Here is a 13,405-nt window from a genome sequence, read left to right as displayed (position 1 = left end):
GATTTAACATACCGATAAAACTCACCAAATAATCGACAAATACCAAGAAAACAACGGTTAAAAAGATTGTTAGAACAACAAAAGATCGTGATGTTTTAGCTTTTAAATATGCTATTTGCTAAATCCTAATTATCCCTACAATTGATAATTATCTTTCCTAGAACAGCGCGATTTTGAATTTTTATTAGTGCTTTAGCAGCATCTTTTAAACTGAACTCCTGATCTATTTGAGGTTTGATTTGCCCGGATGCAACCAGCCTTAAAAGCTCTTGAATATTGGCTTTATTTTCTTGTGGGAAATTTCGAAAGAAGTTTCCCCAAAAGACACCTGTCAACGACGCGCTTTTTAATAATGGCAGGTTCAAAGGTATTGATGGGACATGACCAGAAGCAAAGCCCACTGCCAAATATCGACCCATGGGGGCAATAGCTCTAAATGCCTGCTCCGTATAATCCCCTCCTACGGCATCAAAAATTACATCTGCTCCTTTGCCTCCGGTCAAATCTTTTAAAGCGGACTTGATATTGTCAGATGTGTATTTGTGTAGAACATCAGCTCCTAGCTTTCTACAAAAATCCAGCTTGCTATCAGTAGAAGCGCATGCGATAATTCGCGCTCCCATAATTTTCCCGAGTTGTATTGCTGCGGTTCCAACTCCTCCTGAAGCGCCTAGTACCGCTAATGTCTCATTAGGCTTGAGCTTTGCCCGATCTTTAAGCGCGTGGATCACTGTCCCATGCGTCATCAAAACTGCAGCTGCATCTTTGAATGATACCTCATCCGGGAGATGATGTGTATTAAATGCAAAACCCTGGACCTCTTCTGCAAATCCTCCCCAAGAAGTGCCTGAAACCACACGATCACCGGGTTTAAAATCGGTTACATCAGGACCTACTTCTTTGATAGTTCCGGCGACTTCACCTCCTGGTGAAAAAGGTAGCTCAGGCTGGAACTGGTATTTTCCCTGAATAATTAAGGTGTCCGGAAAATTTACACCTGCATAGTGAACATCTATTATAACCCTACCGGGTCTGGGAGGACCTAGTTGATGATCTGCATATATAAGTTTCTCTGGCCCGCCAAGTTCCCTTACCAGTATGGCCTTCATAAAAGTTGAAGTACATTTTCAGGTGGGCGGCCCAAAACTGCTTTATCTCCATCTAGAACAATCGGACGTTCTATCAGTTTAGGATAAGCAATCATAGCATCAATCCATTCATCATCAGAGAGATTTTTGCCCTTAAAGTTCTCTTTGAAATCCGACTCTCCTTTCCGCAACAATTGTTCCGGCTTAATTCCAAGCAATTCAATTACACCCTTTAGTTCTTCTTTGGTTGGAGGGGTCTTCAAATACTCTTTCACAACAAAATCGTGACCTCTTTCCTCGATCAAACCTAGCGTTTGTCTGCTTTTGCTACACCTGGGGTTATGATAAATGGTAATCATTTGGATAATACTTCTTTATTTATGGACATTGTCACCAGCATATGTGGTACATCTACTACTTCAGCGATTTTAAGATCTCCGGCCAGCGAGCACAGCATGTATGCATCGTTTCTGCTAAGCTGATAATTTTCCACTAAATAGTCAATCATATATCTGGTTGCCTTCTTAGCTGCTTCATCAATGGTTGTTGCAAAAGCGGTAACTGCGTAAACCTCATCATTTTCATACTGAGGTTCTTGAATGGAGGAGCCCTTTAGAAGCTTAATCTCGACCAAAAACTTCATTGGCGCTTCTATTGCAGTGCCGCAAACTTCTCCAAGTCCCTGAGCAGCATGTGCATCCCCTATGGAGAACAATGCACCCTCAACAAATACAGGAAGATAAATAGTGGTCCCCTCCACCATATTTGGATCGTCCATATTCCCCCCGTTGGCTCTGGGTGGAATTGTCGAAAGCAATGAGTCCGTATTTGGAGCTACACCTAAAACACCAGGGAAAGGTTTTAGAGGAATATTTATTCCGTCAGCGAATCTGACATTATTCTTGCCGGCCAATTCAAAAGTCTTTAGGTGTGGCTCAGTAAACTCATCAGCCAAAAATCCAAAACCTGGCAATATTGCGGTCCATCCCCATTCACCTATTTCGATACTGTGAAGTGTGACTGCAATCACATCTCCCGGCTGAGCATCATTGATATAAATAGGACCTGTCAGCGGGTGAATGGGATCAAAACTTAGGTTCATTAAGTCCGATGTATCCGAATCGATGGTAAGTTGACCATCAGTTGCCTCTTCTGTACTAATCTCCACGACCTCTCCTGAATTGATAGTCAAAATCGGTGAGATAGACCTGCTCCATTTATTATGTGTTTGAGTTGAATTTAGTGTGTAATTCGCTTCAGGTAGTTTTCTTTCATCGACAGGCTCATTATCTACTTTCACCGCAGTTGTACATCCAATCGTTATTACCATTAAAATCCAGATATGCTTGTTCATATAGCTAAGGTTGGTTTCACAGAATTAAAAGTTTTATACTTACTAACTTATTAAAAAATCTAACCTCATGAGAACCATTTACCTACTTCTCTTTTTGAGCGTCTCAATTATTTTGCCCGCTCAGCGAAAGAAAAAAACCAATGATGTACCTCCTGCTACCCCCGCTAGCGAACGCTGGCAAGGATATCAACAACGCCTTAAGCTTGAAGAAAACTCTCTCGTAAAGAATGTTGAATTTAGGAATGTAGGCCCTACTGTAATGAGTGGAAGGGTGGTAGACCTTGCCGTCGATCCCGATGACCCGTCTCACTTTTATGTAGCATATGCATCCGGTTCCTTATGGGAAACAAAAAATAGTGGAACCTCTTTTGAGCCAATTTTTGACAATCAAATTGTCATGACGATTGGAGATGTGGAAGTCGATTGGGTAAATGGTATCATCTATGTGGGTTCTGGAGAGAATAATTCCAGTCGGTCTTCTTATTCCGGATATGGCATGTTCAAATCGATGGATAATGGAGAGAATTGGGAAAATATTGGGTTGGTTGAAACGCACCACATAAGTAGAATCCTCATCCATCCATCAGATCCCAATACTATTTGGGTAGCGGCATTGGGTCATCTTTACTCAGAAAATTCAGAAAGAGGTGTTTATAAATCCACAGACGGAGGTTCAACGTGGAGTAAAACGCTGTTTATTAATAACCGGACTGGAATTGTGGATCTAATCGTTCACCCAGACAATCCAGGCACACTTGTGGCTGCTGCATGGGAAAAAGATCGAAAAGCCTGGAATTTTGAGGAAGCAGGTCCTGGTACTGCCCTATACCGATCTGAAGATGGTGGCGACACATGGACAGAGATTCCGGATGATTCGGGTTTTCCAGACACGGATGGTACGGGAAGAATCGGTCTTTCGTTTGCTCCCTCTAATCCAGAAATCATCTATGCTATTCTGGATAACCAGGATCGCAGAGAAAAAGAGGGGGATACCTCTGAAGGGATCACCAAAGATCAACTCCGAAATATGAGTAATCAGCAGTTTCTCGCATTGGAAAATGGAGATATCAATGACTTTCTTGACAATAATGGATTCCCAAGAGAGTACAATGCGGTTGACATTAAAAAAGATGTTGAGGCTGGTAATGTAAAGCCACTTGACTTGGTGATTTACACAGAGGATGCAAACTCACTTCTTTTTGATACCCCGGTTAAAGGAGGCGAAATGTATCGCTCCAATGATGCTGGAAAAACCTGGACGAAAACACATGAAGATTACATCGAAAGTATGATTTATTCGTACGGTTACTACTTTGGTCAAGTACGTGTCGATGCTCAAGATCCCAACGTGATTTACACAATGGGAGTGCCTATTGTTCGATCAGAAGACGGTGGAAAGACGTTCAAGAGCATTAACGAACGCAATGTCCATGTAGATCATCATGCCTTATGGATAAACCCGAAAGATCCCAGACATCTCATTCTCGGAAATGACGGAGGTGTTTATGTCAGCTATGACACAGGCGCCACCTGGATCAACTGCAATTCTCCTTCAGTCGGACAATTTTATTCCATCGCTGTGGATATGGCTAAACCTTACAATGTTTATGGCGGACTTCAAGACAATGGCGTATGGAAAGGTCCAAGCACGTATGAATATTCGAGAGGATGGTACCAGAGTGGCAGATATCCATATGAGCGGTTGATGGGAGGTGATGGAATGCAAGTTGCTGTAGACACCAGAGACAATTCTACTGTATACACAGGCTATCAATTCGGAAACTATTTCAGAATCAATACGGAAACAGGGGATCGTAAATACATCACACCTCGTCATAAGCTAGGCGATACACCTTATAGATGGAACTGGGAGGCACCAATTACACTTTCCTCTCATAATCAGGATATTGTTTATTTCGGTAGCAACCGCTTTCACCGATCGATGGATAAGGGGGAGAATTTTGAAACACTTAGTGGAGACCTAACCAATGGAGGTAAAAAAGGAGATGTTAGTTATGGCACCCTTACCACCATTTCCGAATCTCCAATAAGATTTGGATTGATCTATGTTGGAAGTGACGATGGTCTAATTCACAGATCGCAGGATGTAGGTGATACATGGCAAAACATTTCAGCAGGACTACCCGCTAATTTTTGGGTGAGTACTGTCGTGGCTTCAAAACATAAGGAGGGTAGAGTTTATGCTTCGCTGAATGGGTATCGATGGGACAATTTTATGCCTATGGTTTATGTAAGTGAAAACTACGGAAATACCTGGAAGAACATCTCTGGGAATTTACCACAAGAGCCTGTAAACGTTGTTAAAGAAGACCCTGAAAATGAAAATATCATTTATGTAGGCACAGATCATGGAGTTTATGTCTCTATCGATAGAGGAAATAGCTACAAAGCATTTGCTAAAGGTCTTCCAAATACTCCTGTACATGATTTGGTCGTACATCCAAGGGAGAAAGACCTTGTGCTTGGAACACATGGTAGAGGTATTTACATCGGTGATATCTCCCTGGTACAGCAACTTACAAGTGAGATCATTGCTAAAACCTTGCACGCATTTCCAACGAATGAAATAACCTTCAGTACTCGTTGGGGAAGTAAGTTTGGGACTTGGGGAGAGGTGTATGAACCCCAAACTACGGTTTCATTTTATTCCAATGGTTCTGGTAGTGGAAAAATAGAAATCATTTACAATGAGCAGGTAGTTTCTTCCACGGATATAAATGCAGAAGAAGGTTTAAATATCATCGAGCTAAGCCTGGAAACAGACGAATCATTTAAAGACCTTTTATCGGATAGTCAAAAAGAAGATTATGAAGCTGCGGAAAATGGGGATTTCCATTTGGCAGTAGGGGAATATACGGTCCGCATAACTGTCGGCGATACAAACGTTGAAACTCCTATGACGATTAAAGCACCAAGAGAAAGGCCCGGAAGAAAGGAATAAGAATACGTTAACGCTAACATCAAAGCTGCCGCATGGCAGCTTTTTTTATTCCTGGAAATTTAGGTTAAAAGAATCCCTCGTTATGAAAGGGTTTAATTAAAATTAGCTATTTCTCCAGTCTCCAAAAATCCAATTACCAGGGGCTTTTTCATCTGCCGATAAGAAGAAGTCTTCAAAGGCCTTCACAAGTTCTCCCCCACTGATTCGGCCATCTCCATTAATATCAAGTAAATCAAATGCTTTCTTAGCCACGGACATGTAAAGACCGTATGCTTTAAACATATCCAGGTATTCTCTTTCATCTATGTGACCGTCCATATCCTGATCAAATAAAGAGAAAAGATAAGTTGCAGATTGATTGATGTAATCATTAGGCTTGGCTAATACAATCTCATCAAAAAACTGTATCCACTCATCTAGCGTCAGTTCAGCTTCATTCTTTTCAACATCTTTCAAGATTTGAACAAAAAGTCGATGAGCTCTAATTTTCAGCTCCAGTCTTACGACAGAGTTTTCCTTTAATCCTATAATGTCGCTCATGGTTTCGCCCACTAACTCAAAGTCATCCTGTTCAAGGATTCCATTTCCGTTGTTATCTAGCACGTTAAAAAAATGAGTGATTTTTTGTTTTTGGACGTCCGTCATGCCACTATATTTCGGGGAAAGTTAGCATTTGCTTTCAATATCCCAGCTTGGTTTCGATCAATCGATGACTTTATCAAATGAAATCACTTGGCTGATAGCTTGGTCAATTCCTCAAGCGCCACTGCGTATCCTTCTAAGCCCATTCCATTAATAGACCCTATACATACATCCTTGACGTAACTAACCTGTCTAAAATCTTCTCTAGTAGCAAGGTTTGAAATATGAACTTCAAAAACGGAGGTGTTTATCCCGGAAATAGCATCTCTTAGCGCAATACTGGTGTGAGTATATGCACCTGGATTAAATACTATCCCATCATAACTAAAACCTACCTCATGCAATTTATCGATCAATGCTCCCTCGTGATTGGATTGAAAATAAACCAGCTGATGTTCTGAAAAACGTTTTTGTAATTCCTCAAAGAAATCTTCAAAAGACCTATTCCCATAAATTTCTGGTTCTCGTCTTCCCAGCAGGTTGAGATTTGGTCCGTTTAATATGAGTATTTTCAATTTTGAAATGAATTTTGAATGTAATTTTGAAAATTAGGTTGTTTTACTGAATCTGCCATGTTGTATCTAATGAAACGTGTGTAGACATTACTCAATCTATCATCTATATAAATCTATCATTTGTCCTGGCATACCTACACAAAGCAATATAAAACCTACCTCAAGCTAGAGCGATCTCTAGCTGAAAATTCTGTGGAAGCCTATCTAGCCGATGTAACAAAATTTCAACAATTTCTAGCCATCAAAGAGCGAAACATCACTCCAATTCAGGTCTCTCAGCAGGATTTAATTGATTTCCTCGAGTTTATCAATGAGCTTGGAATGTCCGCATTTACTCAAGCCAGGATGATTTCCGGTCTCAAGTCCTTTTTCAGATTCCTGGTTTATGAGGAAGTACTTACCAAGGACCCTTCAGAATTATTGGAGGCACCAAAGCTTGGTCGGAAACTACCTGACACGCTTGACCTCCCGGAAATTGAACAACTGTTTGATTCCATAGATATGTCTACTCCCGAGGGTCAAAGAAATCGTGCCATGCTTGAAACACTGTATAGCTCCGGACTCAGGGTATCGGAGCTTATAAATCTTAAAATCAGTAATATTCATTATGACATTGGCTTTTTAAGGGTGATCGGAAAAGGCAGTAAGGAGCGCTTAGTTCCTATTGGTCGCTCAGCACTTAAGCATATCAAAATTTTCAGGGATCAGGTACGGATACATATAGACGTAAAACTGGGTTTTGAAGATCATTTATTTATAACCAAAAGGGGAAAAGCAATTAGCCGGGTAATGGTGTTCATGATCATTAAGGATTTAGCTGAAAAAATTGGATTGAAGAAAAACATTAGCCCTCACACTTTTCGTCATAGTTTTGCAACACACCTGATTGAAGGGGGTGCAGACTTGAGAGCTGTGCAGGAGATGCTTGGTCATGAGTCCATCACCACCACAGAAATTTATACGCACCTGGATCGGGATTATTTAAAGCAGATTATAACTCAATTTCATCCAAGAAGCTGATGTACAAACTTTTGAAGCCTCTTCTTTTTTTGTTTTCACCTGAAAAAGCTCACAAAATCACGACTGGCTTACTTCATTTTGTTTTAAAAATGCCTTTTGGTAAATCCATTATCAATGGAATGTTCAATTTCGAGGATCAACGACTTGAGAGAGAAGTATTTGGAATCAAATTCAAAAACCCCGTTGGGCTGGCAGCAGGTTTTGACAAAAACGCAGAGCTTATTGACGACTTTTCTAATTTGGGGTTCGGATTCATTGAAGTAGGAACGCTGACACCCAAAGGCCAACCAGGAAATCCTCAACCCCGATTATTTCGATTACCAAAAGATCAGGCACTAATCAACCGGATGGGATTTAATAATGATGGTGTCGATGATGCGGTAGAACGGTTAAAATCCAGAAAATCCAACATCATCATAGGTGGAAATATTGGCAAGAACAAAGTGACCCCTAACGAGAAAGCATTGGACGACTATCTTGTTTGTTTCCAACACTTATTCGCTTATGTAGATTACTTCGTGGTAAACGTTAGCTCTCCAAATACCCCCGGTTTGCGAGAGTTACAAGAAAAAGAGCCACTGATGAAGCTGTTGAAAGCACTGCAGGAAGAAAACAATCAAAAGGAAACTCCCAAACCGCTTTTACTGAAAATTGCTCCCGATTTGTCTGAGGCACAACTTGACGACATCATCAGCATTACTAAAGAACTCAACCTCGATGGACTGATTATATCCAACACCACGATTGATCGTTCAGGATTAGATACAGCAAAGAAAACTGTGGAAACTATCGGAGCAGGAGGCCTCAGCGGTAAACCGGTTTTTAATAAATCAAATGAGGTATTGCAATATATCAGAAGGCATCTGCCGCTCGTTCATATTATTGCGGTTGGAGGCATTCATTCAGCACAAGATGCGATTGAAAAAATTAATGCTGGAGCAAATCTGGTACAGATTTATACCGGCCTTGTTTATGAAGGTCCAGGATTAATTAAAAGAATCAATAAGGAACTACTAAAGGTTGTTTGATCACCGCTGAAAACTCCATTATTTTTGGACGCATAACCTATGGCACAAAATACCTACAAGAAGAAGAGTGAGAAGAAGGAAAAAAAGAGCCTGAAATTCAACTTTATTAGTGATCGGAAATTCCATCTGTTTGTTGGGTTTTCCCTTTTACTCATATCTATTTTCCTGATCGTTTCCTTCATATCCTATTTTAGCGCTGGTCAGGCAGATCAGAGTGTAGTTGAGGCGTACACTAACACGGATATAAAAGAATCCGGGACGGAAGTTCAGAATGCATTTGGATTGATTGGGGCAATCGCCGCACACTACTTCATATTCTTATGGTTTGGAGTAGCTGCTATTCTTATTCCTCCTTTTCTGTTCATAGTAGCTTACAAAATTATCTGGAATAGGACTTTGCTACCGGTAACACAATCTTTCAATTTTGTCGTTTTTTATCTGATATGGGTATCGATGGTCATGGGCTATTTCCTACTTTCACAAGAAGAGGTGACGGCACTTGGCTACTTAAGTGGGGGTATCGGTTACGAATTGGCCATGATTGCCCAGAGTCTAATGGGCTGGGGAGCAATACTTTTCATGCTATTTCTATTTGTAGTATTTAACATGTTCTTTTTTGATATTACAAGACTCCCAGCTTTAAGAGGTATCTCGATTTCGTTTGAAAATTTATTCAAACAGCTAAAGACTTTGATACCGGAGAAAAAGCCAAAAGTCAAAGAAGCTGATATTTCTTCTGTTTTGGATCAAATCAAAAAAGAGGTAGAAAATGAGGATGCAAATAAAGATGAAAGTGAAACGTGGGTAGTTAAAAAAATCCCTTCTAAGCCTACCGCGAAAAATGAAAAGCCGGATCTGGAATTTACGGTTGATCTTCCTGAATTCAAAAGTGAGGAAGAGCCTCTTCCAAAGGATGTAGAGGAAAAAGTATTTGCTCCGAAAGTAGATCCAGGGCCTCAAGATGAAAAAGAAGAAGAGAATGTTAAGAACGAGGATTTGGAGGACCTTACCTTTGAAGTGGAACAAAAAGAATTTCAGGAAGAAGTAAAGGAAGAATCTGTTAACTATGATCCAACCCTCGATCTTCCCAGGTATAAATTCCCTACCCCTTCTTTACTAAATGTGTATCCGGACAAAGAATTAACGGTTACGAAAGATGAGCTTGAGGCCAATAAGGATCGAATCATTGAGACGCTCGTTAACTTTAAGATTGGTATTTCAAGTATTAAGGCAACCATTGGTCCTACAGTTACACTTTATGAAATAGTACCGGAGGCGGGCGTTAAGATTTCCAAGATCAAAAACCTGGAAGATGACATTGCCCTTAGTCTTGCCGCCCTGGGAATAAGGATCATTGCACCTATTCCTGGAAAAGGAACGATCGGAATTGAGGTACCAAACAAGAATCGGGAAATGGTAGACGCCCGTTCTGTCATCACAACAAGTAAATTCATGGACAGCAAAATGGATTTGCCTGTCGTCCTGGGTAAAACCATTTCCAATGAAGTATTTGTAACAGATCTTGCTAAAATGCCTCACTTGCTCATGGCCGGTGCTACTGGTCAGGGTAAATCAGTAGGATTGAACATTATTCTAACTTCCTTACTTTATAAAAAGCATCCTTCTCAGCTCAAATTGGTTCTGGTAGATCCAAAAAAAGTAGAACTAACACTTTTCAACAAAGTTGAAAAACACTTTTTAGCAAAACTTCCTGATAGTGATGAGCCCATTATAACAGACACATCCAAAGTGGTGAATACACTTAACTCCTTGTGTATAGAAATGGATAATCGATACGATCTGCTTAAAAGTGCAGCCTGCAGAAATCTGAAAGAATACAATAAGAAATTCACTGAGCGAAAGCTGAATCCTAACAAAGGACATAGATTCTTACCATATATCGTGCTCGTGATTGATGAGTTGGCTGATTTAATGATGACCGCTGGCAAGGAAGTAGAAACACCGATTGCAAGATTAGCCCAGCTGGCTCGTGCCATCGGTATCCATTTGATTGTGGCAACACAACGTCCATCTGTTAATGTGATTACTGGTATCATAAAAGCAAACTTCCCAGCCAGGCTTTCCTTCAGGGTTACCTCAAAAATTGATTCCCGAACAATCCTTGATGCAGGGGGTGCAGACCAACTTATTGGTATGGGAGATATGCTTTTATCTATGGGATCTGATATGACTCGATTGCAATGTGCTTTTGTAGACACTCCTGAAGTTGAAAAGATTTGTGAATACATTGGTGAACAAAGAGGCTATGATGATGCCTATTTATTACCAGAATATGTTGGAGAGGCAGAAGCCGGAATTGGTGAAGTAGATTTATCTGATCGCGATGCACTCTTTGCAGATGCGGCACGTTTAATTGTTATGCACCAACAAGGATCTACCTCGTTGATTCAACGAAAAATGAAACTCGGATATAATAGAGCCGGTAGATTAATTGACCAACTCGAGGCTGCAGGAATCGTGGGTCCTTTTGAGGGTAGCAAGGCTCGAGAAGTACTTATTCCAGATGAACATAGTTTGGAACAGTTATTGTCTGAAATAGAAATTAAATATTAAGAACAAGAAATTAAGATGAAAAAGATATTTATCGCATCACTGACACTATTAGTTCTCTTTCAAGCTCAATCTCAATACGATCCTGAAGCATTGGCTGTATTGGATGCTATGAGCAATAAATACAAGGGAATAGATGCTTTTAAGGCTTCATTCTCTCAAAAGCTTACCAATGAAAGTGCAGGACTGGATGAGACCATATCCGGAGATATTTCGGTAAAAGGAGATATGTACGTTTTGGAAGTAGCAGGTCAGAAAATCTTCAATGATGGAACCGACATATACACATTCAATGAAGAGATCAATGAAGTGACTATCAGCTCGTACGACCCTGAAGAATCAGAAATTACCTTGAGCAATGTCTACGATTTATACAAGGACGGATTTAAATACGTTTTAGCTGAAACAAAACCCGATGGAGACCGATTAATTGAGTTGGATCCTGAAAGTAGGGAAAAAAGTTATTTCAAGATCAGAATGACAATTAATGCGAAAGATGAGTTAAAATCATTTACGGTATTTGAACGAACAGGCAATAAATATGTGTACTCAATTAATTCTTTTAAAGCAGCGGATTTGAAAGACAATTTCTTCAAGTTTGATACTTCAAAATACCCTAATGTTGAGGTCATAGATTTTCGATAATACAGAATCCCAATAAAAAGCATACCTTTGTGGCGTTCAGAACAAGTCTGGACACTTTTTAATTATTTATTTTTTTTAATGAACATTTTCGTAGCTAAGCTTAACTATGCAACTTCAGAAGACGCATTGAGACAAGCATTTGAAGAATTCGGAACAGTAGATTCCGCTAAAGTTATCATGGACAGAGACACTCAGAGATCAAAAGGTTTCGGTTTTGTTGAAATGCCAAATGATGACGAAGGTAACCAAGCTATTTCTAGCTTGAATGAAACAGAATTAGATGGTAGAACCATCGTTGTAAAAAAAGCGAATCCAAGAGGATAAGCACTAGAAACAGATTCTAAGTTTTTGATTTTATATAATTGCTCGTGCGGAAACTTTTCTGCACGAGCATTGTTTTATATGATTACGTACACATAAAATTTTATTGATTTGGCTAGACCTGCAACTACTCCGGTAAAACTTAAAGACGGATATTACATAGAACTCCGACACAAGGGTGAAAGAAAAGGAATAAAACTGAGAAGTGAAACGATTCCAGAATTGCACCAGTCCATCAAAAAGTACGAAAAGCTTTACGAAATTCACTTCTATGGTGAAGTGAAGAAAGGTAAAGTCATAAACGATAAGCTTCCAGAGCTTAAATAAATCATAACACCTTTTAGGTAAATCCTTTACTCCAATTTATGGAGGTGGAAGAGGTATGTCTCGTTGTTATTTATCCTTAAATTAGCCCTGAATTTCAGTAACTCACCAATGACACGTCAACAGCTTTTTGAACAAATAAAAGAAAAAGAGTCTTTCTTGTGTGTTGGATTGGATACTGACCTAAAAAAGATTCCCACTCATCTTCGGGCTGAAGAAGATCCGGTCTTTGAATTCAACAAGCAAATTATTGATGCCACTCATAAATATGCGGTAGCCTACAAGCCAAATACAGCCTTTTATGAAGCCAACGGATCAAAAGGCTGGGAATCGCTTCAAAAAACCCTCGAATACATCCCAAAAGATATTTTCACGATTGCTGATGCGAAACGAGCAGATATTGGAAATACCTCTGCCATGTATGCCCGCGCTTTTTTTGAAAACATGGATTTTGACTCTGTTACTGTAGCTCCATATATGGGTTCAGACTCAGTTATGCCTTTTCTTGGGTTCAACAGAAAATGGGTCATCTTATTGGCCGCTACCAGTAATCCCGGTGGTCTGGATTTTCAGGACGTTATTGTGGGTGATGACGGTGAGAAATTGTACGAAAGAGTTATTCGTAAAAGTACCGAATGGGGAAACGCTAATAATATCATGTATGTGGTGGGTGCAACCCGACCAGATGCTTTGATGGGGATTAGGAGAATGGTCCCAGATCATTTTTTACTTATCCCGGGAGTTGGAGCACAAGGAGGAGACTTAAAGTCTGTATGCAAATATGGAATGAATAAGCAATGTGGGTTGCTCATAAATAGCTCCAGAGGTATAATATACTCGGATTCTTCTGAGCAATTTGCCGAAGCTGCGGGCAAGTCTGCGCGTAAAATTCAAATGGAAATGGCTGAAATACTTCAGCGATTATAGCACAAACC

13 protein-coding genes are annotated in these 13,405 nt (G+C 40.0%); 8 read left to right on the top strand and 5 right to left on the bottom strand.

Going from position 1 to position 13,405, the window contains the following annotated elements:
- Positions 1 to 125: 125 nt before the first annotated feature.
- Genes ACO05G_RS03125 through ACO05G_RS03115 form a run of 3 tightly spaced genes read right to left on the bottom strand, consistent with a single transcriptional unit; the run spans position 126 to position 2,442 of the window.
- Positions 126 to 1,109, bottom strand: a complete 984-nt coding sequence (locus tag ACO05G_RS03125; RefSeq protein WP_421764645.1) for an NADPH:quinone oxidoreductase family protein — start codon at positions 1,107 to 1,109, stop codon at positions 126 to 128.
- Complete coding sequence (arsC, locus tag ACO05G_RS03120; protein ID WP_421765702.1) at positions 1,106 to 1,453, bottom strand: arsenate reductase (glutaredoxin); 348 nt, start codon at positions 1,451 to 1,453, stop codon at positions 1,106 to 1,108. The genes ACO05G_RS03125 and arsC overlap by 4 nt, the downstream gene beginning before the upstream one ends.
- Complete coding sequence (locus ACO05G_RS03115) at positions 1,444 to 2,442, bottom strand: acetamidase/formamidase family protein (RefSeq protein WP_421764644.1); 999 nt, start codon at positions 2,440 to 2,442, stop codon at positions 1,444 to 1,446. Before ACO05G_RS03115 ends, arsC begins: the two co-directional genes overlap by 10 nt.
- Positions 2,443 to 2,509: 67 nt before the next feature.
- Here ACO05G_RS03115 and ACO05G_RS03110 point away from each other — a divergent pair, with 67 nt between their 5' ends.
- Positions 2,510 to 5,404 carry a WD40/YVTN/BNR-like repeat-containing protein gene (locus tag ACO05G_RS03110; protein ID WP_421764643.1) on the top strand — a complete coding sequence of 965 codons (2,895 nt, stop codon included), beginning with the start codon at positions 2,510 to 2,512 and terminating at the stop codon, positions 5,402 to 5,404.
- Positions 5,405 to 5,506: 102 nt separating this feature from the next.
- Here the strand turns inward: ACO05G_RS03110 and ACO05G_RS03105 are convergent, their stop codons facing one another.
- Together ACO05G_RS03105 and aroQ are read right to left on the bottom strand one after the other, a co-directional pair.
- Positions 5,507 to 6,049 (bottom strand): EF-hand domain-containing protein, encoded by a 543-nt coding sequence (locus ACO05G_RS03105; RefSeq protein WP_421764642.1) that lies wholly within the window; start codon positions 6,047 to 6,049, stop codon positions 5,507 to 5,509.
- 83 nt (positions 6,050 to 6,132) lie between these two features.
- A complete protein-coding gene (gene aroQ / locus ACO05G_RS03100; RefSeq protein WP_421764641.1) occupies positions 6,133 to 6,561 on the bottom strand; it encodes a type II 3-dehydroquinate dehydratase in 429 nt (142 codons plus the stop codon).
- 120 nt (positions 6,562 to 6,681) lie between these two features.
- On the opposite strand from aroQ, the gene xerD reads away from it, so the two are divergent.
- The 7 genes from xerD to pyrF all read left to right on the top strand — a co-directional run bounded on the left by xerD (position 6,682) and on the right by pyrF (position 13,397).
- Positions 6,682 to 7,581 carry a site-specific tyrosine recombinase XerD gene (gene xerD, locus ACO05G_RS03095; protein WP_421764640.1) on the top strand — a complete coding sequence of 300 codons (900 nt, stop codon included), beginning with the start codon at positions 6,682 to 6,684 and terminating at the stop codon, positions 7,579 to 7,581.
- Positions 7,581 to 8,609 (top strand): quinone-dependent dihydroorotate dehydrogenase, encoded by a 1,029-nt coding sequence (locus ACO05G_RS03090; protein ID WP_421764639.1) that lies wholly within the window; start codon positions 7,581 to 7,583, stop codon positions 8,607 to 8,609. The genes xerD and ACO05G_RS03090 overlap by 1 nt, the downstream gene beginning before the upstream one ends.
- A gap of 39 nt (positions 8,610 to 8,648) precedes the next feature.
- On the top strand, positions 8,649 to 11,183 hold the full coding sequence (locus tag ACO05G_RS03085) for a DNA translocase FtsK 4TM domain-containing protein (RefSeq protein ID WP_421764638.1): 2,535 nt from the start codon (positions 8,649 to 8,651) through the stop codon (positions 11,181 to 11,183).
- A gap of 15 nt (positions 11,184 to 11,198) precedes the next feature.
- Entirely contained in the window at positions 11,199 to 11,825 is a 627-nt protein-coding gene (locus ACO05G_RS03080; RefSeq protein WP_348284804.1) for an outer membrane lipoprotein carrier protein LolA, read from the top strand.
- A 78-nt stretch (positions 11,826 to 11,903) separates the two neighbouring features.
- Positions 11,904 to 12,149, top strand: a complete 246-nt coding sequence (locus ACO05G_RS03075) for an RNA-binding protein (RefSeq protein ID WP_348279054.1) — start codon at positions 11,904 to 11,906, stop codon at positions 12,147 to 12,149.
- A gap of 108 nt (positions 12,150 to 12,257) precedes the next feature.
- On the top strand, positions 12,258 to 12,473 hold the full coding sequence (locus ACO05G_RS03070) for a hypothetical protein (protein ID WP_348284805.1): 216 nt from the start codon (positions 12,258 to 12,260) through the stop codon (positions 12,471 to 12,473).
- 108 nt (positions 12,474 to 12,581) lie between these two features.
- Positions 12,582 to 13,397 (top strand): orotidine-5'-phosphate decarboxylase, encoded by an 816-nt coding sequence (pyrF, locus tag ACO05G_RS03065; RefSeq protein ID WP_421764637.1) that lies wholly within the window; start codon positions 12,582 to 12,584, stop codon positions 13,395 to 13,397.
- The last annotated feature ends 8 nt before the right edge of the window (positions 13,398 to 13,405 follow it).

The organism is Ekhidna sp., from assembly GCF_965227465.1.
Taxonomy (GTDB): Bacteria; Bacteroidota; Bacteroidia; order Cytophagales; family Cyclobacteriaceae; genus Ekhidna.
This window is presented reverse-complemented; position numbering and strand designations above follow the sequence as displayed.